Here is a 24,617-nt window from a genome sequence, read left to right on the forward strand (position 1 = left end):
GCGCATCGTCCGCCGATCACGTCGCCGGAGGGGTCCGGGGCTTGCGCGGCTTGGGCGCTCTCGCCTTCTTCGCTCCCACCCCGCCTTCGAGCACGACGCGCGCGTCCTCGAAGGCCTCGCTGAAGAGCGCCGGCGTCGGCGGCGCCCAGATCGGCAGCCGGACCGGCTCGATGCCCTGGAGGCCGCATTTCTTCTGACCCCGCTCCCGGACCCAGATCGCGTCGTGCCGCGCCATCAGGACCCAGCCGTCCGCGAGCGGACGTCTCGAGTCGGTCACGACACCGTGCTCGACCTCGCCTCGATGGTAGCCGCGCTGCCGCAAAAGGCCCTCGAAGGCCACGAGCGGACGCGGCTCGGTCGCGGCGATCAGCGCGGAGAGCTGGGCCTCGGCGTCGCGGGTGAAGGGGCGTTCGAGCTGCGCAAAAGGCTGCACGAGCGCGAGCGCCGCGAGCTGCCTGCGCAGCGCCACGAGCGCGGCCTCGTCGATCTCGATCATCGCCGCTTCGAGCCTTCGCCGCAGCGTCGCGCGCGTCTTCTCGGGATCGTGCGGCGCGTGCGGGGTCGTGTGGTCGAAAAGTCGATCGCGGTCGACACCCCGCTCCTCACACGCACGGCGGAGCGCTTCCCCCGCGACCCTCGCGAGCGCCGGCTCGCCGTGCTCTGCGAGGTGATCGAGCCATTCGAACGCGATGCCGCGGCCACTCCGGCAGAGCGCCTCGATCTCGAGCGGCGTCCGGGCCCCGGCGCCGAGCGCGTCGAGCTGCGCGTCGCTGCCGAGCGTGCCGATCGCGAGCACGCGCCACGGCTTGTGCCCGAGCATCTCGCGCTGCATCGCCGCGAGGAGCTCGGCCGCATCGCCGTCGTCGATCTCGCGGCGGACCGCGGCGAGGCCGCCGAAGGGCACGCTCGCATCATCCGCGGCGAGCGCGGCGAGGAGCCCACGGCGCGCGTCTGTGGAGAGCTCCACGCCGTCGCGGAAGCGAATCGCCGGCATCCCGCGCCCCGCGCTCTCGCGCGCTCGGCGAGGTACACGTCGAGCGTGGCGTGATCGGACGCGAGCGCGCTCGTGCGGCACGACTCGAGTGCGAGCGTCAGCGCCGCGAGCCGCTCGCCGGTCGCACCCGCGAGCGCTTTTTCGAGCGCAGGAGCCACCTCCGGAGACGGCAGCGCGCAGAGCACGCGCGCCGCCGAGACGACGCTCTCATCGTCATCCCACAACACGTCGCGCGTGTTCGGCGACGGGAGCGTGCGACGGAGCGCGGCGAGCGCGGCGGGCACGTCGGTCGCGAGGAGCGCCGCGCGCATGGCGTCGGGCATCGGTCGCGTCGCGTTCAGGGAGCTGCCCCATGCATCGCCGCGCGGGCAGCGCTCCTCGTGCGTGGGCACGCCGTTCGTGAAAATCGTCCAGTAGCCCTCGAACACCTGCTCGCCCTTGGCGTTTCGCGAGCGTTTGCCTTTCCGAACGGGTTTGTCGTCCTCGAACACCGTCACGTGCCAGACGCCGTCACCTCCTGCGACCTCCTCGAACATCAGCGAGCCGTCCTGGCGGAACGTGTGCCAGGTCCCGATCGGCTCGCCGATCGAGACGCCGGCCTGCCAAAGCGCGCCGTTCGGGTGGTACCAGCGCACCGGGCCGTCGTTCGTCCCGTCGCTCTTGCGCGTGACCCATTGGGCTTTGCGCTCGGTCTCGGCTGCGTCGTGAAAGGACGTGTGGAGCGTGTGGGTCTCCTCTTGCTCGGGCGAGAGGACGATCGGCTCGTAGGCTGTCGGGTCCACGGGCGAGACGATACGCGCGGGCGCCTCGGTTTCCATCACGCACGTCATGGCGACCTCCGGGGATTCGGCATCGCCCTACGCCACGGGCACCGGGACGGGGAAACGACAGCCGTCGTTATCGTCGCGTGATCCGAAGGCACCGGAACGTCCCCATCGAATCGAGCACAACGGATGGGAGCTCGTTCCGTGCGCAAGTTTCCAGCATTCGTCCTGATGGACGTGCGTTCTTTTCCATGAGACGTTGGCAAAACACGTATGGACGCGACCTTGTCAAAGAACCGACGCATCCTGGTCGTGGACGACAGCGACTCCATTCACCGCGACTTTCAGGAGATACTGAAATGTCGTATGGACACATACGACCTCGATGCGATGGAGGCATCGATCTTCGGGGCGCACGTCGCCGCGTCGCCCGTTTTGGGTTTCGAGCTCAGCTTCGCCTCGCAAGGCGCCGAGGCGCTGGAGAAGGTGCGGCAAGCTCGCGACGTCGCCGCGCCCTATGCGCTCGCCTTCGTCGATATGCGTATGCCCCCGGGGTGGGACGGGCTGGAGACGCTGACGCACCTCTGGGCCGAGGATCCGACGTTGCAAGCCGTCATTTGCTCGGCTTATTCGGACCATTCCTGGGCCGAGATCACCTCGAAGCTCGGGGTGACCGATCGCTTCTTGATCCTGAAGAAGCCCTTCGATCCGGTGGAGGTCCGCCAGATCGCCTGCGCGCTCACCGAGAAATGGAACCAGGCTGATCGCTCGGCCCACGCCGAGGCCGATCTCCGGCGGAGCGAGGCGAAAAACCGAGGGATCCTCACGGCACTGCCCGACGCGTTGCTCGTCGTCGGGCGGGACGGAACGTGCCGCGATTTCAAGCCCGCGCGCGGTGCCGTCGCGTCCACGCTCGTGTTCCGTCCGAGCGAGCCCATTTCCGCCGTGCTCGGGGAGGAGCTCGGCGCGCAGATGGCCGAGCACGTGGGGCTCGCCATCGACACCGGCAGCGCGCGGCTCTTCGAGCTCCGGCGCGAGCAGGACGGCGGCGCGCGCCATTTCGAGGTGCGCGTCGCGGGCATCGACGCCGAGGACGCACTCGTGCTCCTGCGCGACATCACCGAGGAGCGGCAACGTGACGAGGCGATCAAGCAGCAGCGGGCGCGGGAGGACGCCTTGCGCGCGCAGGCCGAGACGCTGCTCTCGATCACCACGCCGCTCATCCCCATCACCGACGATATCGTGGTGATGCCCCTCGTGGGCGAGCTCGAGCCCTTGCGGATGCGGCACGCGCAGGAGACGCTCCTGCAGGGCATCATGACGCGCAGGGCGCGCACGGCCATCCTCGACTTGACCGGCGTGCCCCGCGTCACGCCGGTGACCGCCGACGAGATCGTGCGTATCGCGCAGAGCGCGCGCTTGCTCGGCGCGGAGGTCATGCTCACGGGGATCCGGCCCGAGGTGGCGCAGACCTTGGTGGCCCTGGGTGAGGTTTTTTCCGGGTTATCGACCCAGCGGACGCTGCAGAGCGGCATCGCATTCGCGATGGGGCGCCGCTAGCAGGCGGAGGAGAGACGCATCGACAGTCTGTCAGCGGGGGAGGAGCGTGGTATGCGTGGGGGGCTGAAATCACTGGGGATGTGGAGCTTTTTGGGAGGCGTCGTCCCGGTCACGGCGCTCTCCGTCGTCTTGACGGGGCCCATGGAGGAGCCCGTATCCGAGCGCCCCGATGTCGTGGTGGGAGCAGGGCTCTCGGCGGCCGCGCGCCCCGTGCGCATGGTGATGAGCGGGGCGTTCGTGTCGGAGTCCGGCATCAATCTCTACGAGAGCATCGCGCATCACCTGGCCCGGAGAACCGGGATCACGATCGAGGTCACGACGGGCCTCGCCTACAGCACCATCAACAGCATGCTGCAGACGGGCTCGGTGGAGCTCGGCTTCATCTGCGGATTGCCCTATACCGTGCTGCGCGACGAACCCACCCCGCGCGCCGAGCTCCTCGGCGGGCCCATCATGAAGTACCCTCGTTATGGGGGCCAGCCCGTGTACTTCGCGGATCTCGTGGTGCGGAGCAATGGCCCGTACCATTCGCTGGAGGATCTCCGGGGCCGCACCCTCGTGTACAATGACGAGCGGTCGCACACCGGGTACAACGCGCCCCGCCACCACCTGATGGAGCGCGGCTTCGCGCGCGGCTTCTTCGGCAAGGTCGTGCGCTCCGGCTCGCACGAGGAGTCGATCCGCATGGTGGCCGCGGGCGAGGCGGACGCGAGCTGGGTCGACAGCCTGGTGCTCGATTACGATCGCGAAAAGCGCCTCGGCCGCGCGGCCGATGTGCGGGTCCTCGAGAGCATCGGTCCCATGACCGTGAGCCCGGTCGTGGCCTCGCCCGATTTACCGGCAGAGCTCCGCGCCGCGCTCCGGCGGACGCTCCTCGGCATGCACGAGGATCCGGAGGGGAAGCGGCTGCTCGACGCGGCGCTCATCGAGCGGTTCGCCCCGATCGAGGACGCCCAATACGATGCGCACCGCGCCATGAAGACCGCCGCCGAAAAGGCGGGGATCGTCGCGCTCCGATGAGCGCGCCGCCACCTCCACCTCGCGCGGGCATGCGCGGCCTCGTCCAGCCCTTCGTGGTGCTCCTCGCCGCGAGCGTGGCCCTGCAGCTCGCCTCGCTCTTGGCGGTGCGCGAGATCGGCCTCCGCACCGAGCAACGCCGCCTCTTGCTCTCGGCCTCCGATGCCACGCGTGAGCTCTTGGATCGGTACGAGAGCAATATGTACCTCGCCGTCGTGGGGCTCTCCACCTCCGATTGGGACCTCTTGCTCCGGCAGCGAAAGCTGGCAAAAGCCCTCGAAGCGCAGGTCACGCAGAACCTCACGGCGCTGCAGCGCGGAGGAACGGCGCACCTCGTCGGCGCGGAGGTCTCGCTCCTCGCCGACGACGATCCTGCGACGAAGGAGCGGCTCGCGGCCGCGGAGCCGCTCTGGGCCGAGGTGCGGACGAGCGCCGTGCGCGTGCTCCGCTCGGACAACCAATCGCTCCGGAACAACCCCGACATCGAGCGATTCCAGGCAGCGTCGCGGCGGCTCGACGAAGCGCTCGACGCGCTCGACGCGGACCTTGGCCGACGCGCCGGGTCCGATCTGCTCTGGCTCGGGCGGGCGCAACGGGCGCTGCCAGTGGGGAGCGTGGCCCTGATGCTCCTGCTTGCCGTCTTCGTCTTCCGGCGCATCCTCCTGCCCTTCGACGCATCCATGAAGGACCTCGCGCGGAGCGAGGGCGCATTACGCGTGGCGCGCGACGAGCTCGAACGGCGGGTGGAGGAGCGCACGGCGGAGCTCTCGACCGCGAACACCGAGCTCGTGGCGGAGCGCGAAAAGCTCGCTCGTGCGAACCAGGAGCTCGAGGCGCAACGCGAGAAGCTCCTCCGGGCCAACACCGAGCTCGAGCGGCAGGAAGAGGCGCTCCGGCGTTCCAACGAGGAGCTCGAGCGGCGGGTGGAGGAGCGCACCGCGGAGCTCCGGGAGGCGCAGCAGCGCTCGCTCGAGCTGGCGCGGCAGGCAGGCATGACGGAGATCGCCTCCAACGTGCTGCACAACGTGGGCAACGTGCTGAACCACGTGAACACCGGAAGCGCGATGCTCGCGGAGCGGCTGCGAGCGCTCCGCGTCGAGCCCATCCTCAAGGCGGCCGAGCTCCTGGAGGCGCAAAAGGCGAACCTGGCCAGGTTTTTCTCGACAGACGAGCGCGGACGCAGGCTGCCGGAGTATTTCGGCAAGCTCGGCCAGAGCCTCGCCGCCGAGCGGGCGGAGCTCGTCGCCCTGGTGGGCGGGCTCGAGGAGCACGTGGCGCACATCCGCGCGGTCGTCGATTTCCAGCAGAGTTATGCCACCGTGACGAACCTCGACGAGCCGGTGGATCTCGCGGTGATCCTCGACGACGCGCTCCGCATCTCCATGGCGAACGTCCGCCGGGGCGGGGTGGTCGTCGAGCGCGCGCTATCGCCTCTGCCGCGGGTGCTCTGCGACAAGCACAAGGTGCTGCAGATCGTCCTGAACCTCCTCGCCAATGCGAAATGGGCGCTCGACGAGCGGGAGGGAGACGGCAAGCGCCTTTCGGTCCGGCTCGCGCGACCGGCGGAGGACCGGGTGCGCATTCAGGTCATCGACAATGGCGTGGGGATCGACGCGGCGCTGCTCACGAAGATTTTCCAGCACGGATTCACGACGCGGAAAGGCGGCCACGGCTTCGGGCTGCATTCCTCGGCGCTCGTGGCCCGCGCGATGGGCGGGACCCTCGCCGCGGAGAGCGAGGGCCCGGGTCGCGGGGCGACGTTCACGCTGGAGTTCCCGTTCCGACCCGCGGGGGGTGAGGCGTCAGCCTGAGGCGGATTCCGCGGCCGTTCCCGCGGCTGTTTCCTCGGCGGGTCGTCCCGTGAGCCGGGTGCCGCAGAGGACGTCCCACAGGTAGAGCGCCTCGCCGAAATGCGTGTTCGCACGGGCGTGGTGCACGTTGTGGAAGGCCGAGGTGTTGAGAAAGACACGCGGCAACGTCTTCTCGACCCACGACAGGGTCACGCCGCAGTGGAGATAGAAGTTGAGGTTCACGAATCCCACGACCAGCGCGAAATAGAGCGGCGCCCAGTGCAGCGCCTCGGGGATGCACAGAAAAAGAATCGGCCAGAAGGTGAGCAGCGCCTCGACCGGGGCCACCGCGAAGCCGGCGAAGGCGGTGGGATCACGGAAGACGTGGTGGGATTTGTGGAATCCGAACAAGAGCCGCGTGTGCAAGAGCCGGTGTTTCCAGTAGAGCCACGCGTCGATCACGACGACGCCGAGGAAGGTCTGCACGAGGACCCGCGTCACGCTCACGCCGTGAGCCTCGAGGTCCCAGACGAGCCCCGTCGGATGCCCCAGTCGCCACGCCGTGAGGGGCCAGGCCATGAGGCAGGCGGCGACGTACATGGCGCGCGCCGTCTCGAAGGCTTCGCGCGCCATGGGCGCCGGCTTGAGCCGTGGCCCCTGAATTCGCGCCCCGAGGCGGCGCGAGAGCCATGTCACGATCGCCGCGCCCGACAGCACGGGCACCACGAGGGCGGCAACGGAAAAGGCGAGGCTCGAAAACCAGGTCCCCGGGGCCTCGGGGTGAAGAAATCCAGCAGCCGTCAGCGCGACGAGGACGGCGGCGTCGATGATCTCGTGGATGGTCCAGCGCCGAGCATTCTGCGCTGGAGGCGGAGCTCGCATGGCATACCTCCGATCGGATGCCTTCGAGCGTGTATCACAGCCTGCATCGGTTCATCAATTCCCAGCAGCGAAGCGTCGGACGCGACGACATTGCGGCTGGGACAGGATTTTCCAGGCAGACCGTGCGGGCATGTCGAATACCCGATCCAGCAGGCTGTTGAGAAGCGCCGCGAGCGCCCTGGAGCTAGGGAGGAGGACGCAGGAATACGAGAGTATTCCGAGGACGACGACCGACGATCCAGGGCGCGCAGCAAGCTTCTCAGCAGCCTGCTAGGGGCCGCCGCCGTTCTCGACCGTCAGCCCTAGATAAAGCAGCTTCGGGTCCGCGGGCGAGGCGACGATGGCCGATACATCGTCGTTCGCGTTGTGCGTCTTCGTGACCTTGCCGGTGCCGTGATCGTAACGGAAAAGGTCTGTCCCGTAGTCGTTGTACTCCATGCCGAACACGAAGTAGAGCACGTTCACGTCGGCCGCGTGCGGCGCGAGCAAGTTGCCATTGATGAGGGCGACGTCCGCCGACTCGGTGACGACCACGTCGAAGGTCTTGCCACCATCGCTCGATCGATAGATGTGGCGGATATCCGGGCCCATCTCCAGCCCCTCGGCCCAGACCACGTCCCCGTCCACGGGCGATACGGCGAGGGAAAACACGTTTGCGCCATTCGCGCCGAGGCCCTCGCTCTTGAACCACGTCGCTCCGCCGTCGAACGTGACGGAGCCGCCGTCCACGGACTGGCCCCAGAGCACGTGGTCGAGGTTCTTGGGATCGAAGGCGAACCGATACCCGAGGATGTTGCCCGAGGCCGGCGGGGTGCCCAGCTTCGACCACGTCTCGCCGCCGTCGTGTGATTCGTGCAGGCTGCCGCTCGCGTCGCCCACGCGCAGGTGTTTGCCGTCGCCGGGATCGACGCCCAGGCCGACGATGTTCGGCGCGGGCGTCGAAAAGGCATGAGGACCACTTTCATCGATTCGATAGAACCCGGCCCCATTTTCGGCCCACGCGTACGCGCGCCCTCCCGCCGCGGCCGTGAGCCTGAAATTGCTGCCCGAGAGCGTTCCCACCTCGCTCCAGGTGCAGCCGGCGTCCTCGGAGCGCAAAACCTTGCCCTTGTGCTCGGCGAGCAGCGTGTTCGGCGTATCGAGCGCCGCGAGCCCGTAGGTGTATCCGATTCCTTGGAGCTGCCCCGGCGTCTTCGCGAGGGTCGCTCCTTCATCGAACGTGAAGGTCACGGCGGACGTCCCGCTCACCGATTCGCACGCAGGTAGCGCCCAGCCGGGCGTGGAGCCGCCCGTTCCCCCTGTGCCACCTGTGCCACCCGCGCCACCGGCGCCACCCGCTCCGCCGCTGCCGCCTCCGCCGTTACCACCGGTGCCGTCGATTCGAGGGGTGCCGTCGCTTCCGCAGCCGAGCAAGAGCGCGCCCGCCGTGGCAAAGGCGCAGAGAAGAAAAAGGTTCGTCTTTGCAAGCATGATGTCCCTCATGGGTGGAGCACACCCAATGCAACCGGCATGCCTTCGCTTCCCGCTCGTCTTACCCCTCGCCTCGCCCGGTGGCGACGGGGGGCCCGGCAACAGGTAACTCGACGATGAACGTCGCGCCGGCGGAAGGCGCGCTCTGGACACGGATCGAACCGCCGTGCGCCTCGGCGAGCTTGCGGCTGAGGTAAAGACCAAGCCCGAGCCCGCCGTAATACTTGCTGGGCACGGCGCGCACGAAGCGCTCGAAGATGCGGCCCTGCTGCTCCGGTGCGATGCCGATTCCGTGATCTTTGATCGCGAGGTGCGCGATCCCGTCCTCCTGGTCGATGAAGATCTCGATGGGTTTGCCGGCTCCGAATTTGGCGGCGTTCGAGAGCAGATTGACGACGATCTGCTCGATCCGGGCGGGATCCCAGTTTCCCACGACCGGGACGTGGTCCCGGATCGAGGTCGAGCACCGGGCCTGCGAGAGCTGCAGTTTGAATTGCTCGACCACGTCCCGGACGAGGGCCCTGAGGTCGACGGCGGCGAGCTCGAGCGGGAGCTGACCCGTGTGGACCCGCGCGACGCTCAAGAGATCATCATTGAGCCGGCGCAGGCGCGCGCCTTGCCGCAAGGCACGCTCGGCCAGCTTGGTCATGCTCTGCGGGTCGCTGGAGGAGCCCGACAGACTGGCTCGGCCCATCGATTGCAGCGAGAGCATCAGCGACGTGAGCGGCGTGTTGAGCTCGTGCGACGCCATGGACAGGAACTCGTCGCGCGCGTGAATGGCCTCCTGGGTCGCCCGATAGAGCCGCGCATTGTCGATCGAGGTCGCGGCCCGGCGCGCCACTTCTTTCGCCAGCTCGAGGTCGGCGCCCCCATAGGTGCGTCCCGACGCACCCGAGACGAGGGAGAGCACGCCCAGCGTTTGTCCGCGCGAAAGGAGAGGCACGGCGAGCATCGATCGGGCCCCGAGGGCGCGGATGATCCTCGCGTGCCCTTCGTCCTCGGTGCTGCTCTGGAGGCGAGCATCCGAGAGCTCGGGGATCAGGACCGGCTCCCCCGTGGCGAGGGCCCTGGCGGCCGGATGGGCCGACCCCTCGTGGGGCGGATATCGCCGCCGGAGCTCCTCGAGCAGCGGCGCATTCGCGGGGTCCTTGTGAACCCCCGCGATGCGCCGGATCTCCTGCCCCTCCACGGTATCGATCACGCACCAGTCGGCCATGGATCGCACGCACAGCTCCCCGAGGCGCGCGAGTGTGTCCTCGTAATCGAGCGACCCCGAGAGCAGCTCCCCGGCCTCGGCCAGGAGCGCCGAGCGCCGCTCCGCCTCCTCGGCCGCGCCCCGCGCCGCCTGCGCGTCGGACAAGAGCCGCGCATTTTGCAGGGAAATGGCCGCCTGGACCGCGAGGAGCGAGAGCGCGACGAGCCGATCGGGCGTGAACGCGCCGATGAGCAGGTTGTTCTCGAGATAGAGCAGCCCGACCACGTTGGCCTGCCGCAAAATGGGCATGCACAGGACCGACTTGGGCCGCTCGCGGGTGACGTACGGGTCCGAGGCGAACTTGCTCGCCGTCGCGTCGTCGAGGAGCACCCGCTCGTTCGTCCGCTGAGCATATCTCACGATCATGGCCGGCACGAGGGAGGACGACGAGACCGGCAGGGATGGGAGCAGGCGCGTCACCGCCCCTTTCTCTTCGAGGCGTGCTTCGGCCTCGATCGAGAGGTCGCCATTTCGCAAGAGGAGCAGGTAGCTCTTCTGGGCGCCGCCCTCTTCGAGGACGACCCGGAGGAGGGTGCGGACCAGCTCGTCGAGGAGGATCTCGCTCGAAATGGTCTGGGAGGCCTTGACGACGGAGAGCAGATCGAGCTGCTCGGTGCGCAGCGCGAAGGTGGCGGTCGGCGTGAGCGGCCTGTGCTCCGGGAGGCGTGGATTCTGCTCGTCGATCTGCCTCACCTTGCCATCGGCGCCCCAGCGCGCATAACAGGCGCGGGCGTCGCGGAGGTAGGTCTCGGCAACCTGCTCGAAGCCCCGCGCCCGGTAAAACCTCGACGAGAGCTCGTACGCGAGCCCTTCGTTGTGGACGAAGCCATTTTCACGCGCGGACCGGATGGCCTGCTCGTAGAGGCGCATGGCGTCGAGGTCGCGCCCCTCGACGCGAGCGATCTCGGCCGAGACCAGAGCGTATCGATTGAAATAATTCTCGGGGCAGTTCTCCGCCCAGAGCGCGAGCTTCTGCTGCACGTCACCGATGCGCCGAGCGAACTCGCCCCGCTCGCCGGCGGGAGCATCCGGGAGGAGCTGCACCATCGTGAGCGCGTGGAAGAAATGGTGGGTGGCTTCGATCGGCATGGCCATCGCGGCGCCGAGGTTCGTCGCCGCGCGTGCTGCGAACGAGAGTGACTCGGCGTGACGCCCGTAAAGGAACGCCGTGATCTGCTTCATGATGTCGTGGAAGACGATGCCGCAGCCGAACGTCGCCCGGGAGATCGCCGCGAGGCACGCGGCCTCGTGGAACGCAGCATCGTCGAAGCTCGACGGTCCCTGCGTCGCGCCCTTCAGGCAAGCCACGAACTGCCGCTCGAGCCGGATGGTTTCGTAGACCGGAACGTTATGGCTCTGCCTGGCGAACGCGGCATATTTCTTCGATACCTGGAGCACCTCGTCGAGCGGATCGCCCTTCTCCACGACCTGCCACACGGTCTCGAAGGCGAGGAAGCCGGCATAAACGAGATCGCCCACCTCCAGGCACGCCTGAAAGGCCTGCTCGAGGATGGGGATACCGGTGGCGAAGGGCCTCCGCCAGAAATTGATGTGGTCGCCGTGGAGGTGAAGGAGCGTCCCCTTCAATCGAGGGTCGTGAAACTTCTCGTTCAGCCGCAGCGACATCTCGGAGAATGCGGAGCCAAGAGGGATATCGCCGAAGGTCGACACCAGCATCATGCCATAGATGCTGTACGCGAAGCAGGACGGCTGGGTGTTGCCGTACTGCAAAGACAAACTCACCGCCTTGAGGGCGAGCAGGGGAAAGAGCTTCGGCCGCGCGATGTACGCGCAGGGCGCCGCCTCGACGAGCAGGCCGATGGTCGTCCGCGCGTCGGGATCGGTGGCCACGGGCGCGTCGAGGATGTCGGCGACGCGACGACCACGCAGGTGCGTCCGGATCACCTCGACCTCGGCCTCCGTCGCGGCTTTCAGCGACTCGTCCGAATCAGGGAGCGTCACCTCGAAGAGGCGCAGCGCTTCGAGCGCGACGGTCAACCCATCGTGGTATCTCCCGGAAACCTGGTACAGCCGCATCCGCAAGCCATAGACCGCGGCGCGATCGAGGTTGGAGCGGGCATGCGCGAGGATCAGGTTGAACAGCTCGTCCGCCGATTCGAAGTTGCCGACGAGGTACTCGCATTCGGACCGCTCCAGATAGAGCGCGAGCGCCTCGTCGTAGAGCGCGCTCCAGGCGTCCCTGGGCAGGAGCGCCGTCGCGTGGGCCAGGTAGTTGCGCGCCGACGCATGGGCGACCGTGGCCTTCGCCTTCGTTCCCGCCAGGAAATTGAGCCGCCGGAGCGATTCCTTCTCGCGCGCGTCGGTGATGAGCTCCGCCCCGCGGTTCAGCTGGCTCACGACATCGAAGATATGCTCCTCGATGGCCTCTTCGGGCATGTTGGCCAGAAAGAGCCGGCCGATCCGCAGATGCATCTCCGCGCGGAGTTCCGCCGAGACGAGCGAATAGGCCGCCTCCTGGATGCGATCGTGGACGAAACGGTAGGAATCGCCCAGGCGGAGGATGAGCCCTACGCGGACGGCCTCCCAGAGCGCCGCGTGCACCTCGTCCTCGGAATCGCCCCGAATCATCGCGAGCGTGGCGGCGTCCGCGCGGTTGCCGAGGCACGAGACGTGGGTCAGCACGTCCTGGGTCTCGGCAGGGAGCCGCTTCAGCTTGTCGACCATCAGGTCGATCACGTTGTCGGTGAAGGTCTTCTCGCGGATCCTGGCGACGTCCCACCGAAAGGCCACCGCGTCCTCGTCGAATTCGATGAGGCGCTCCTCGTACAGCGCGGTGAGGAACTGGATGACGAAGAATGGATTGCCGGCCGTCTTCTCGTGCACGAGCTCCGACAGCGGCTCGGCTTCCTCCACGGAGCAGCGGAGGGTGTCGCTGAGGAACGCCGCGAGCTGACCTTTTTGAAGCGGGCCGAGCACGATGTCGGAGACACGCACGGCCGACTTCCGCACCTCGTTCATCGCCAGCATCATCGGATGGGTGAGAGGCACCTCGCTATTGCGGTATGAGCCGACGACGAGGAGGCTGTGCACCTCGGGATCGGTCAGGAGGTCCTGGAGGAGCGCGAGGCTGGCCGAATCGGCCCATTGCATGTCGTCGACGAAGAGCACGAGTGGGTGCTCTCTCTGCGCGAAGACCCCGATGAATTGCCGGAACACGATGTGGAATCGATTCCGCGCCTCGCCCGGCGGCAGCGCAGGGACCGAGGGTTGCCCGCCGAGGACGTGCTCGATCGGCGGGATCACGTCGACGATGAGCTTCCCATTGACCCCGAGGGCCGCCGCGAGCCGATGCTTCCATGCCGCGATCCGCTCCTCGCTCTCGGCCAGGATCTCGAGCACGAGCTCCTGGAAGGCCTGGACGATCGTCGAATAGGGGATGTCGCTCTTGATCAGATCGAACTTGCCCGAAACGAAGAACGCCCGCTCCCGGACGACGGGCTCGTGGAGCTTGTGGACGAGCGCGGATTTCCCGACCCCCGGCTCGCCGGCGACGAGCACGAGCTCCGGCATCCCCGTGGTCACCACGCGCTCGAAGGCATCGCAGAGGAGGGCGATCTCCGCCTCCCTCCCGTGAAGCTTCTGCGATATCTGGAGGCGGTCCGGCACGTCCAGCGCTCCCGGGGGGAACGGCTCGATGCGACCGCTCTCGATCCATTGCGCGAGGCACTTTTCCAGGTCGCGGAGCACGCCTCGAGCGCTCTGGTACCGGTCGCAGGCCATCTTGGCCAGAAGATGCATCACGATGCGCGCAATGGCTTCGGGCACCTCGGGGACGATCTCCGAGGGGGACGGCGCGACACGCGCCAGGTGAAAATGAATCCATTCGAGCGGATCTCGCGCCTCGAACGGGACCCTACCGGTGAGCATTTCGTAGAACGTGACGCCGAGCGAGTAGAGGTCGGTGCGGGAATCGACCGCCCGGTTCATTCGCCCCGTCTGCTCCGGCGACATGTACGGCAGTGAGCCCTCGATTTGCTCCGGGTTCTGCGGCGACATGTGCTCGCGGGGAAGTCGGGACGCGATCCCGAAATCCGTGAGCTTCGCCTCGCTCGTCGCAGGCTGGACGATGATGTTCTGGGGCTTGATGTCCTTGTGGACGACGCCGTGCCGATGAATGTCCGCGACCGCGGTCGTGATGCGAATCGCGAGTCGCAGAAAGCACTCCGTCTCCATCGGCGCCCCGAGCAGGCGGTCGAGCGGCGTGCCCGCCGTGTCCTCGAGAACGAGCGCCGGCTGCCCGTGATACGTGTCGAGGGCGAGCGGCCTGATGACGGTCGGGAGGTCCAGCGCCTCGCCGAGCGCTTGCTCGTGTTTCAATCGTTCGATGTCCTGCGGGCGGCTGCGCTTCGGATCGAGCGCCTTGAGGATCACCCGGCGCCCATCACTTTCTCGGATGGCACGGAGCACGAGGGTCCCCCGACCCTCGAAAAGGGTCTCGGTGATCGTGTACGGGGACGGACTCTGCATGTCCATGAAATGTGCTGCGACGAGCGGGCGGTCGGCGGCGGCGTTGGGTGCGGCTGAGGGCTGCACTTGTTTGTAAGCACAAGTCGCACCACGCCATCCGGAGACGTCTTGCAGCGCTGCGGCGGCGACGCGCCGCCCGGGCAGCCACGACCTCAGGAGGGAATGACCTTTTGGAGGGAGCGACGGGTGAAACGCCAGAAGAGGACGAGGACGGTGATCGATACGGCGCCCAGGCCGATCCACACCCAGGGCGGCGCGTCGCGCATCGCGTCGAAGACCTTCTCGCCGAAATAGGCGGTCAAAAGGAGGGGCAGGAAGTACCCGGCCAGCGAGCCCCAGAAATGCGTCTGGAAGCGCACCCGGGAGATGCCGAAGAACACGTGGAGCATGGGCGGCATCCAGAAGATGAAGCGGAGCATGAACACGGTGAAGAACGCCCGCTTCTCGAGGGCCTCTTCGTAGGCGCGAAAGCGCGCGGGTACGAGCTTCGAGACCCAATCGCGCGCGACGAAGCGCGCGAACGAAAAGCCCACCACGCTCGCCGCCATGGTGCCGGCCATGGAGAGCGCGAATGCCACCGGCCACGGCCAGATGAGCGGCGCCGCGAGGATGAAGATCGTGCCCGGCACGCCGAACGGCTGGAGCGCGGCGTACGCCGCCACGAACGCGACATACCCTCCCGGCCCGAGCTCCACGAGCGCCTGCTTGATGCGCGCAGGCTCGCTGAAGACCTCGAACAGGCCCAGGCGCTGCGCCACGACCAGCCCGACGGCCACCGCGGCCACGGCGGCGATCCTCATGTTGCGGAGCGAGCGGCTCGCCGCGGGGTCCGGCGGGGGATCGGACGATCGCACGCGACGATGTTTACAGCCCGCGTCGTTCCTGTCAAGTCAGGTTGACAAAGTTATCAAGAGTTGTCAACATTGACGGACGTGAACGAGACGAGCCCCCGCGACAGGTACGTGGAGGACCCGCGCCGCCGCAAGCTGATGGACGCGGCGCTCACGGTGTTCACGCGATTCGGTTTCCGGAAGGCGTCGATGGACGAGGTGGCGCGCGCCGCGGGCATCTCGCGGCAGGGGCTCTACCTGCATTTCGCCACCAAGGAAGATCTGTTCCGCGCATCGGTGGAATACCTCCTCGTCACCGCGCTCGCCGGCTCGACGGCGGTCCTCGCGAACGCGGAGATGCCGCTGGAAAAGAGGCTTCTGGCGGCGTTCGACGTATGGGTCGGCCGGTTCGTCGGCGCGCTCGGGCCCGACGCGACGGACCTCGCAGCGGCCGCGAAGGAGCTCGTCGGGCCCATGGTCGGCGAACACGAAGAGCAGTTCGTCGAGGCCGTGGCCAAGGCTCTGCGCGCCGCAGGGCTCTTGGCCGTTTACAAGCCTGCGGGGATCACCGGGCCGAAGCTCGCGGAGACGCTGTATGCCACGGCGCGTGGCCTGAAGCACGGCTCCGCGACGCGCGAGGCGTTCATCGAGAGCATGGACATCGCAGTGCGCGTGATGTGCATGCCGCTTCTGGAGGCCGGCAAGAAGACACGGGCGATCCGGCCGCGCAAGCCGCGTGGCAAGACGCGATGATTCGAGGGCAAGAGATATGAAAGTCCTTCTCTTCGGTGCGACGGGGATGGTCGGGCTGGGTGTGCTGCGTGAGTGCCTGCTCGACCCCGGGGTGGAGAGCGTGCTCGCAGTGGTGCGCAGCACGACGGAGCAGCGGCACGAAAAACTGCGCGAGATCATCCATGACGATTTCACGGATTTTTCCGCCATCGAGAACCAGCTCGCCGGATACGACGCGTGCTTCTTTTGCCTGGGGGTCTCCGCGTCGGGCATGAAGGAGGCCGACTATCACCACATCACCTACGATTTCACCATGGCGGCGGCGGAGACGCTCGTCCGGAAGAACCCCGGGATGACGTTCATCTATGTCTCCGGCGCGGGCACCGACGGCACCGAGCGTGGCCCTTGGATGTGGGCCCGGGTGAAGGGCAAGACCGAGAATGCGCTTTTGCGATTGCCCTTCAAGGCGAGCTACATGTTCCGGCCAGGCTACATCCAGCCGCGGCACGGCATCGTCTCCAAGACGAGGCTTTATCGCGTCGGGTACGCCATCATGGGGCCACTTTTCCCCGTCTTTCGCCTCATGGCCCCGAAGTACGTGATCACCACCGAGGACGTGGGGCGGGCGATGCTCCAGGTGGCACGGCACGGCGCGGACGGGCGCGTGCTGGAAAATCACGATCTCAACGCGCTCTCGCAGGCGTATTCGCGAGAAGCCGCTCGCTGATGCAATGCGGAGGGCTTTCTACTCCCGTTTCCGAGGCGGATACCGGATGATCACCACGTGCATGTGGGCATCCTCTTCCAGCCTGGAGGTCTGGATCGAGATGGCGCCGTCCTTTTTCAGCTTTTGAAAATCCGCCGCGGTCAGGGTCAATTTGTGCGCGTGCCCGGCGAGACCTTGAACATCGTAGGTCCTATCCGTACCCGCGGCCATGTCGGCGGCGGTGATCACGACCTCGTGCTCGTCTTTCCCGCTGAACTCGGCCGAGCAGGCGGTCACCCATTCCGGCGGATCCTCCGCGGGCGCGCACCGCACGTGCACGCGGTGCGTATGCGTGAGGCCCTGGGTGCTCTTGGCGCGCAGAAGCTCCCCACGCAAAAGGGTCTTCATATCCTCCGCGGTGAGCGTCACCTCGTGCGGATGCTTCGCCGTCCCCGCGATTTGATAGGTCTTTTCCGCGCCGGCAAGGACGTCGGCCAGCGTCACCACGAAGACGTGACCATGATTCTTCCCCACCCTGCAGATCACCCTCGCAAACGATGGCTCGGGCGGCTTCGCCGCGGGCTCCGGGGGCGTATTCGTGGCGGGCTCCGGGGGCGCTTCGATGGACGCCGCGGTCGCGCTCGGCTGCGCGGTCGGCTCGGGGGTAGGCGCGGCACTCGTACCGGGGGCCGCTGCCGGGGAGCTCGTTTGCCCCGTCCCGGGGTTCGGAGAACTGCCACCACACCCCGTCCACGGGAACGACGCTGCGGCTGCTGCGATCTGGAGAGCTTGTCGCCTGCGCATGAGTGCCTCGAACGAGCCTCTGGGGCCCGCGCCTAGCCAAAGGACAGAAACGCAGGCTCCGCTCCGATTGTCAAGAGACCCACGGGGCTATGAAGGGGGCGTGGGGCACCTTCGGTTCTCGGACCACGACAGTGCGAAGCTGGGACGACGCCACGGACGGACTATCGTGTGTACTGTGGCACCGCCATCGCGCGGCCCGTGTTCGCGGCTTGCACGGCGATGATGCAGGCAGCTGCGCTGTTGGCCCCATCCACGGCCTCGCAGACGGTCGCGACGCCCTCGAGAATGGAGGTCACGAAGTGCTCGACTTCGAGCTCATAGGAGTACCCTGTCCTGGTCAGGTCCTTGAGCGAGGTGTGTACCGCATCGGCTCCTTCGCCCAGCCACATGTCCGTGCTCCGGATCGTTCCGCGCGTACCATAGACGCTAAGGTGGCTCACGGGAGGTCGAGGACCGATCGGCCCATACGCGCTCGCCACTTTGCACATGGCTCCATCCGCCATCCGCGCGAGGAACACCTGGCAGTCCGCATTGCGCATCTGCGGCACCGCTAGCCTGTTCTCGTAGCTCATGACTTCGACGGCGTTGCTGCGGCTGAGCCAGCGGCATAGATCGAACGCGTGGACCCCGCCTCCGATGGCAGGTTGCTCGTACTCGCGATGCCAGTTCGCGCCCAATGCAGCGTTGAATTGCTCGTGGGAGGTGTCCTTGGCCAGGTAGTGGATATAGTCCGCCTCCAGGTAGAAGGTCCGCCCCAGCGTACCATCGGAGCAGAGCCTGTGGACCTCGCGAAAAAAGGGGTGGAACCGGAGGATTTGCCCCACGAGCGTCCTCTGCGCAGGTCGCGCCAGCGCGGCCTCGACCATGGCGTCCAGATCCTCGAGACGGTCTGCCAGCGGCTTTTCCACGAACACATGGCAGCCCGCCGAGAGGGCAGCGAGAAACGGGGCTGCATGACGCGCATCATCGGTGTTCACGGAAACGATGTCGAGAGACGCACGTGCGAGCATGTCCTCGATTCGCGCATACCCCGCGGGCTCGTGCCCCAGCCGGGCGAGCGCTTCCTCGCGGTGGGCCTCGTTCGTGTCGCAGACCGCCGCGAGCACGGTTCGGTCATCACGACGGTAGCACTCGGCATGCGCGAGACCGTTTCGCCCGCACCCAACGATACCAACGCGCAACGGACGCATTCCTGGTCTCCCTTCATCCGCGTTTCCGGTACGAGAGCAGCTCACGCTCCCGGATGACCATGTCGGTACCGTGCACCGTGCACCGGATTGCTTCTCCGTATTCACGGTGTAGCACGCGATCGAGACCGCACCGGTTGACGACGCGATCGATTTCCGCAGCCCCCAGGTAAGCGACCACGGTATCGTCACCGCCGCGCGTCTCCAGATGACCGTAAGCGTTGAGCGTACGGATGATTTTCACGAAAGCAGGGTTCGGGTTTGCGATGAGGAGGTGCCCGCCGGGTTCCAGGAGCACATTCAGGTTTTCGATGGCCCTCTCGAGATCGACGAGGTGGTTGATCGCGTGAACCATCGTCAAGAGATCGTAGCGCCGTTGCCAAGAAAAATCGACGCTACAGACGTCGGCGACCCAGCACCCCTCACCGTCGAAGTCGAAACGGTCGATGCCCTCGACGCGACACGCAGGGTGGCGCTTCCTCGCCTCGCGCACCATGAAGCCGGTCCCGCATCCGACGTCCAGAATGGCCGTGAAGCTCATCTCGCGCACGACGCTGAACAACGCGTCGAGGTCCATCCGATAATTGTGCGAATGGTTGAACGCGTCGAGCTTGCGCCGATAGGCTGCAACGTCGAACGCGCGCTCATGCCCCTGGGGCGGCGCGCCATGAGAGGGAGCGACCGTTTCCACGGCGCTCGTGGGGGGAGAAAAGTGCATCGTTTCCTGCTTTCTCCCCCTGAGCCACATTAGCACGAACGGGTGCCACCGCACAAGCGCGCCGTGGAGCGGCGGTCGCTTCTGTTCATTCCAATGGAAGCAATGAAATGCGGCTTCACTGGCTCCGCGGGGGCCGGCGCGAGGACGCGGGAGCGTGGTACCAGGCGTAGAAACACTGCGGGGCCGGCGTGCGTGTGGCTCCGCCGCACGGTGGTGTTGCCCGGGGAGAGAATGCCGCCGTAGATCTCGCAATCCTCGATCATGAGCCCCGAGGCGGTCTCGGTCGCGCAGACGACGTTGTACTCGTCACCCACGAGGAGCGACCGCTCGATGATGATGTTCTTGTGATCGACCGTGGAGCTCTCGTCAGTCGCTCTCCGTGAACACGTACTCGTGTTGCGCGTCGCGAATCATCAGGGTTCTACGCCCCGCCTGCGCGGAGGCGACGAACTCGGGCGACCAGCCCGGCGCTGTCGCGACGAACGTGATCGTCCCGTCGGGGTTTTTGCGCGATGCAATTGGCGCCTTCCACGTGCCGAAATCGAACGTCGCGCCGTCGCTCGTCTTGATCACCCGGATCTCGCCGAGCACATCATTGCGGTAGCGCGACGCGAGCTTTGCGACCTCGCCCGGATCCGGCGGGATGGTCAGGAGCTTGCGCGAGGATGCGATCCACTCCTGCCACGCCTTCGCGGAGGCCGCGACTGCGTCGTCCGCCTCGGGCCTGCCATCGAACAGCACTTCGAGCAGCTTGCGCGGGAACGCGTCCATCAGCACATTGCCGGAGTCCGCGTTGGTGAGGATCACCGCCCCGACCCCGTGCTCCGGCAGCCATACCATGTTGCTCCGGTAGCCGCGCATCCGGCCGCCATGGAACACCATCGGGGTTCCGGACGTGGTGTCGACGTCCAGCCCCATTCCGTACCACGAGTCCTTGCCGGTCTTGACCTGCGGAGCCTGCCGCGCGGCCAGGATCGCCTCGGAGACGTAGCGCTTGCCGCCGGGCAGCGCGCCCTTGGCGAGCTCCATTTGCACGTATTTGAGGAGGTCCCGGACGGTGCTCCACGCGCCGCCGGCCGGACGCACCGCTCGAATCGGAGTGTTTTGCGCCATCGCGACCGGCGCGATCTTGCCGTCGACGTCGAACGCATACGGCCGCGCATAGTTGTCGCGCATCGCGCGCGTGAAATCGAACGTCGTCCGCGTCATTCCGAGCGGCCCGAATACGCGTGTCGCCATCACCTGGTCGTAGGCGGCGCCGAGCTCGAGATCGGGAAAGGCCACGTGGCCACCGACCAGCCCCGCCGCCGCGGCAATGGGGTTCGAGTACTGGTACATCTCGCCAAACTTGCTCGTCGGCTGCATTCTGCCGAGGATCGTGAGCGCGAGCGCCGGCGTCGCGCCCGCGGGCCCGAGCAACCACTCGAGATCATGACGCGGTAGTCCCGTACACGCGCACAAGAGGTGCTTGACCTGGACCTTGCTCGTGGTGTCCGGGTCGCCGAGCTTGAACGCCGGCAATAACGTGGTGACCGGGGTATCCCAGCTCAGTTTGCCCTCGTCGACCAGCTTCCCGAGCATCAGCGTGGTGAGCGACTTGGTGTTCGACGCGATGAGGTACGTCGTGTCCGCGTCGACCAAGGCCTGCTTGCCGATCTCGCGGACGCCGAACCCGCCGGCGAACACGACCTCGCCGTCTTGCACCACGCCGATCGAAATGCCGGGGACGGAGAGCGCCTGCTGCGCACGGGTGATGAACACCTCGAGCTCGGCGATCCGCGCGGCGTCGAGCTTCCGCGCTTTGCGCCCCGCGAAGGTCTCGCGCACGTAGCCTTTTGGCAAGAGTTGGTCGAGCACCAGCGCGATCTGGGCCTCGCGTTTCCCGGCGACCGCGTTCGCCACGTCGGAAATCCGCACGGTCCACCGATCGCCGTGCCGCATCGTCCGCGCGGTGACCGTACGAAGCTCGTTCGGCGAGGTCTGATAGGTGTACGTGCGCTGGTCCTGCCAGCCATCTTTGTTCGGCGCGGGCGTGGTCGACCTGAGCGGCCATTTCGCGTCCGGCCGATACGCCGCCCACGCCTCGGCGAGCGCGGCCTCCGCGTCCTTCGCCTGTGCGTCGACCAGGGCAATCCACGAGCCGCCCTCGGGGGCTTCGAGGATCACCGCATTGCCATTCTCCCGCAACGACCAGCCCGCCGGCGCGATGAAAGAATGGCCTGCGGCCGTCTTGCTCGGCGTATCTGCGGAAAGCCTTTGCGCCGCGACCGGTTGCGCCGCCGCCGGTTGCGCCGCGACCGGCGCGGGTTGCCTCGCCATGGGAGCCTTCGGCGAAAGGTCCGGCGAGTTACAGCCGATGGCAGCGACGAGGACTGTTACAAGGAGGGATCGCACGGGCGCCGAGCGTAGCACCGACCTCCCCAGATTGCAGAGGGGCGGAATGCTGCTCGCCATCGCCGCGCTCGGCGTCGACAATCACCCATAACGATCAGGAGCGCGTCAGCGGTCGGCGCCGTAGACGCCCGGCAGGGGCCGGTAGTCCACGTCGTAACCGAACGCCCGAGGGCCGACGAAGCGCAGGGCCTCGGGCGTGCGCAGGAGGCGGGGCGCAGGGATCCCGAGCACCGAGACGCGCAATCCATAACGCGCGATCTCGGTTGTCACAGGCTCCGCGGTGAGGCGGTCCACGAGGCAGAGGAGGTCGGGCACCGAGGCGACGACCTCGCCGCCGCGCCGGGCGATCAGGTACTCGTTCTGCAGCTCGATTTCGAGGCGTTCGTCCCGGCCCTCCTCGAGGCCCTCCAGGGTGAGCCGCCCGCGCGCGAAACCACCCTCGAAACGGCGCTCCACGTCGTGCAACTTGCCATGGAAGAGCGCCTGGCCGCCGGTGACGTGGAGCAGCGCGGCGATGGGGTCGGCGTGGCGCCGGCGCGCCTCGCGCACGGCCGCCCCGACGGCGGCTGCCAGGCTCAAGGTGCCGCGCACCGCGGTCCGCTTCATGTCGGCGCCACGCATCACCGGGAAGGCGAACCCCGCAGCGCCACCCATCTGCACGGTGAGCGCACGCGCGAGGCGCTCGAGCGAGACGGGGTCGTCGACGCGCGTGAAGAGGGCGGTGTGGTGCCTGATGTCCACGAGGGCTGCAGGCGTGCAGGGCACGCCGTAGATGGTGAACGTGCAATGCTGGAGCTCGGGGAAAGCTCGGCCCATGCCGTCGGCGTCGATCACGGGCAGGCGGGCCTGGGCGGCCGTGACGAACGGCGCGACGGCATTGCCCCCGCCAATCTCGGCCGGGATCAGGTAGTCCACGGCGCGACCGAGGTGCGCCTCGAGGGTCCGCAGGGCGACGAGCTCCTCGTCGCCGCGCGGCAGCCGCTCCAGCCCGATGGTCGGCGCGCCCATGCCGCCGACCGAGGCGACCAGCGCGTCGTCCGGCACCTCCTCGGGCGCGACCACGGGCGGGCAGCAGCCCGCGCGCAGGTAGGGCAGGAGGCGGAGGCGGCCATGGTAGGGATTGCCGCCGCCGCCCGCGCCGAGCACGCCCGCGCCGAGGACGAGATCCTCGAGGCGCTCCTCGTCGAGCCCGCGAAGCGCGTCGGTCACCCGGCCACCTCCGCCAGATCGCCGGCGGCCTTCACCCGCACCCGCACGGCATTGCCAGGCAGGTAGGTGAGCGGCACCTCGTCCACCTCGACGATCTCGATGGAGTCGGGGCGCGCGCCGGCCACGCGGGCGCGCTCGATCGCCTCGGCGCGGGCTCGCGAAAGGGTCTCGTCCCTGCTCCGGCGCTCGAGGGGAAAGATGCGGTCGACCTCGCCCGAGGCCTGCGCGATGGCGGCCCCGATGGCGTTGGCCACGCCGCCGGCCGCCGGCCGCAGCACCGACGACGTGCCCGCGAGCGCGTCGGGCACGAGGCCAGCCGCGCCGCCCACCACGATGACGGGCACCGGCTCCGGGCTGGTCCTGCACGCGTCCACGGCCTGCTCGAGGAGGGCGCGCACGCGCGCGGCGACCGCGGCGAGGAGGTCGCGCGGGAGGCCGGCGACGCGCTCGAGGCGGGGCCCGCCGTGCGCGAAATCGGCAGGGCGGAAGAGCCCGGCGGCGAGGGCGATGTCGGTGAGGGTCAAGGTGTCGCCGCCGAAGGCGAGGGCGCGCGTTTCGAGCGCATGGCCGACGCTGCGGGGGCCGATGCGGAGATCGCCGGCGCGCGCCTCCACCACGCTGCCGCCGCCGAGGGCGAGCGACGCGAGGTCCGGCATCCGGAAGTTGACGCGCACGCCACCGAGCCGCGCCCCGGCCGGCGCCTCGCGAGGGAAGCCGTGGACCAGCATGCCGACGTCGGTCGAGGTGCCGCCCACGTCGATGACCAGGGCGTCGGCCACGTTCGCCAGGAAGGCCGCGCCCCGCATGGAGTTCACCGGGCCCGAGGCGAAGGTGCGCACGGGGTGGCGCCGCGAAAGCTCGGCGCGGAGGAGCGTGCCGTCGTTCTGGGCCAGATAGATGCGCGCGGCGAGCCCGTGCGCGGCGACGGCGCGCTCGAGGCTGCCCACGACGCGGTCCGCGAGCGGGCGGAGGCAGGCATTGAGCAGCGCGGCGTTCTCGCGATCGAGCAGGCCTATCGGGCCGATCTCGTGGGAGAGGCTGACCGCGACGTGAGGCAGCGCCGCGCGCACGCGCTCCGCGACGGCCTCCTCGTGCGCGGGGTTGGCCGGGGAGAAGATGCCCACGAGGGCGACAGCCTCGACTTCCGCGGCGGCGAGGCGCGCGATCGTCTCGTCCACCTCGTGGTCGTCGAGCGGGGCGATCTCCCGGCCGTCGTACTCGTGGCCGCCCGCGAGCAGGTGCGCGCCGCCCGAGACCACGTCCCGCAGGTCGTCAGGCCAGTCGGCGAATGGGAGAATGGATTGCCCGGCCGGCAGGCAAAGGCGCACGGCGGCGGTGCGGGCCAGGCCGCGGCGCTCGATCACTGCATTGGTGAGCTGGGTCGTGCCGAGCATGACGGCGCCGATGGCGCCTCGGTCGGCGCGGGTCTCGGCGAGGAGGGCGGCGAGCGCGTCCTCGACGCCCGAGGCGACGTCCGCGCTCGTCGGCCGCTTGACCCAGCCGAGCACGTCGCGCTCGCGCATGAGCACGGCGTCGGTATGGGTGCCGCCTACGTCGATGCCGACGCGCATGCGGTCAAGATAACCCACCGGGAGCGGTTCGCCCCGATGCGCGGGGCGCTCGAGGCGGCCGACGGCGCCGTCGGTCTGCTCGTCGCAGACGGCGCGCCATCGAGCGCTCCAGGAGCTATCAGCCCGTGGACTTATCCCGAAGGAGGATCGACAAGAACTGGCGACGATGGTAGTTTGTCCGCGTCATGTCGATGGGGCGAACACGTGAGAAGCAGGCGTCGCTCTGGGTGGCGGCTCCTTCGCTGC

Annotated in this window: 19 protein-coding genes; 7 read left to right on the top strand and 12 right to left on the bottom strand. The window is 67.9% G+C overall.

The window, feature by feature from the left end; translation table 11 throughout:
* Nucleotides 1–16 precede the first annotated feature (16 nt).
* Nucleotides 17–994, bottom strand: coding sequence for a hypothetical protein (locus QHF83_RS38535; protein ID WP_282423060.1), 978 nt, complete (start codon nt 992–994; stop codon nt 17–19).
* Between the two features lie 72 nt (nt 995–1,066).
* Here QHF83_RS38535 and QHF83_RS38540 point away from each other — a divergent pair, with 72 nt between their 5' ends.
* From QHF83_RS38540 to QHF83_RS38560, 5 genes are all read left to right on the top strand, one after another.
* Complete coding sequence (locus QHF83_RS38540; protein ID WP_282423061.1) at nt 1,067–1,411, top strand: hypothetical protein; 345 nt, start codon at nt 1,067–1,069, stop codon at nt 1,409–1,411.
* 21 nt (nt 1,412–1,432) lie between these two features.
* A complete protein-coding gene (locus tag QHF83_RS38545; protein ID WP_282423062.1) occupies nt 1,433–1,702 on the top strand; it encodes a hypothetical protein in 270 nt (89 codons plus the stop codon).
* 341 nt (nt 1,703–2,043) lie between these two features.
* A complete protein-coding gene (locus QHF83_RS38550; protein WP_282423063.1) occupies nt 2,044–3,318 on the top strand; it encodes a response regulator in 1,275 nt (424 codons plus the stop codon).
* Nucleotides 3,319–3,369: 51 nt separating this feature from the next.
* The gene (locus tag QHF83_RS38555) at nt 3,370–4,338 is read left to right on the top strand and encodes a PhnD/SsuA/transferrin family substrate-binding protein (protein ID WP_282423064.1); all 969 of its coding nucleotides are present in this window, start codon (nt 3,370–3,372) and stop codon (nt 4,336–4,338) included.
* 29 nt (nt 4,339–4,367) lie between these two features.
* Nucleotides 4,368–6,146: an ATP-binding protein gene (locus QHF83_RS38560; protein ID WP_282423065.1), complete on the top strand. Its 1,779-nt coding sequence runs from the start codon at nt 4,368–4,370 to the stop codon at nt 6,144–6,146.
* Here the strand turns inward: QHF83_RS38560 and QHF83_RS38565 are convergent.
* The 4 genes from QHF83_RS38565 to QHF83_RS38580 form a co-directional block, all read right to left on the bottom strand.
* Nucleotides 6,138–7,007, bottom strand: coding sequence for a sterol desaturase family protein (locus QHF83_RS38565; protein ID WP_282423066.1), 870 nt, complete (start codon nt 7,005–7,007; stop codon nt 6,138–6,140). The two genes, QHF83_RS38560 and QHF83_RS38565, sit on opposite strands and share 9 nt — an antisense overlap.
* Before the next feature lie 270 nt (nt 7,008–7,277).
* Nucleotides 7,278–8,477 carry a hypothetical protein gene (locus QHF83_RS38570; RefSeq protein WP_282423067.1) on the bottom strand — a complete coding sequence of 400 codons (1,200 nt, stop codon included), beginning with the start codon at nt 8,475–8,477 and terminating at the stop codon, nt 7,278–7,280.
* Between the two features lie 61 nt (nt 8,478–8,538).
* Nucleotides 8,539–14,226 carry an ATP-binding sensor histidine kinase gene (locus QHF83_RS38575; protein ID WP_282423068.1) on the bottom strand — a complete coding sequence of 1,896 codons (5,688 nt, stop codon included), beginning with the start codon at nt 14,224–14,226 and terminating at the stop codon, nt 8,539–8,541.
* A gap of 146 nt (nt 14,227–14,372) precedes the next feature.
* A complete protein-coding gene (locus QHF83_RS38580) occupies nt 14,373–15,074 on the bottom strand; it encodes a VTT domain-containing protein (protein WP_282423069.1) in 702 nt (233 codons plus the stop codon).
* Between the two features lie 78 nt (nt 15,075–15,152).
* Between QHF83_RS38580 and QHF83_RS38585 the strand changes: the two genes are divergently transcribed.
* Nucleotides 15,153–15,803 (top strand): TetR/AcrR family transcriptional regulator, encoded by a 651-nt coding sequence (locus QHF83_RS38585; protein ID WP_282423078.1) that lies wholly within the window; start codon nt 15,153–15,155, stop codon nt 15,801–15,803.
* A 16-nt stretch (nt 15,804–15,819) separates the two neighbouring features.
* Nucleotides 15,820–16,509 carry an NAD(P)H-binding protein gene (locus QHF83_RS38590; RefSeq protein WP_282423070.1) on the top strand — a complete coding sequence of 230 codons (690 nt, stop codon included), beginning with the start codon at nt 15,820–15,822 and terminating at the stop codon, nt 16,507–16,509.
* Nucleotides 16,510–16,527: 18 nt separating this feature from the next.
* Here QHF83_RS38590 and QHF83_RS38595 read toward each other — a convergent pair whose 3' ends face one another.
* The 7 genes from QHF83_RS38595 to QHF83_RS38625 all read right to left on the bottom strand — a co-directional run bounded on the left by QHF83_RS38595 (nt 16,528) and on the right by QHF83_RS38625 (nt 24,371).
* The gene (locus tag QHF83_RS38595; protein WP_282423071.1) at nt 16,528–17,022 is read right to left on the bottom strand and encodes a hypothetical protein; all 495 of its coding nucleotides are present in this window, start codon (nt 17,020–17,022) and stop codon (nt 16,528–16,530) included.
* Between the two features lie 431 nt (nt 17,023–17,453).
* Nucleotides 17,454–18,482, bottom strand: a complete 1,029-nt coding sequence (locus QHF83_RS38600; protein ID WP_282423072.1) for a Gfo/Idh/MocA family oxidoreductase — start codon at nt 18,480–18,482, stop codon at nt 17,454–17,456.
* Between the two features lie 13 nt (nt 18,483–18,495).
* A complete protein-coding gene (locus QHF83_RS38605; RefSeq protein ID WP_282423073.1) occupies nt 18,496–19,251 on the bottom strand; it encodes a methyltransferase domain-containing protein in 756 nt (251 codons plus the stop codon).
* Complete coding sequence (locus tag QHF83_RS38610) at nt 19,227–19,511, bottom strand: hypothetical protein (RefSeq protein ID WP_282423074.1); 285 nt, start codon at nt 19,509–19,511, stop codon at nt 19,227–19,229. Before QHF83_RS38610 ends, QHF83_RS38605 begins: the two co-directional genes overlap by 25 nt.
* A gap of 52 nt (nt 19,512–19,563) precedes the next feature.
* Nucleotides 19,564–21,516: a serine hydrolase domain-containing protein gene (locus QHF83_RS38615; protein ID WP_282423075.1), complete on the bottom strand. Its 1,953-nt coding sequence runs from the start codon at nt 21,514–21,516 to the stop codon at nt 19,564–19,566.
* Nucleotides 21,517–21,696: 180 nt separating this feature from the next.
* Nucleotides 21,697–22,800 (bottom strand): DUF917 domain-containing protein, encoded by a 1,104-nt coding sequence (locus tag QHF83_RS38620; RefSeq protein WP_282423076.1) that lies wholly within the window; start codon nt 22,798–22,800, stop codon nt 21,697–21,699.
* Nucleotides 22,797–24,371: a hydantoinase/oxoprolinase family protein gene (locus tag QHF83_RS38625; protein ID WP_282423077.1), complete on the bottom strand. Its 1,575-nt coding sequence runs from the start codon at nt 24,369–24,371 to the stop codon at nt 22,797–22,799. The genes QHF83_RS38620 and QHF83_RS38625 overlap by 4 nt, the downstream gene beginning before the upstream one ends.
* Nucleotides 24,372–24,617 lie beyond the last annotated feature (246 nt).

Origin of the sequence: Polyangium sp. 15x6, assembly GCF_029960785.1 — a bacterium.
Taxonomy (GTDB): domain Bacteria; phylum Myxococcota_A; class Polyangia; order Polyangiales; family Polyangiaceae; genus Polyangium.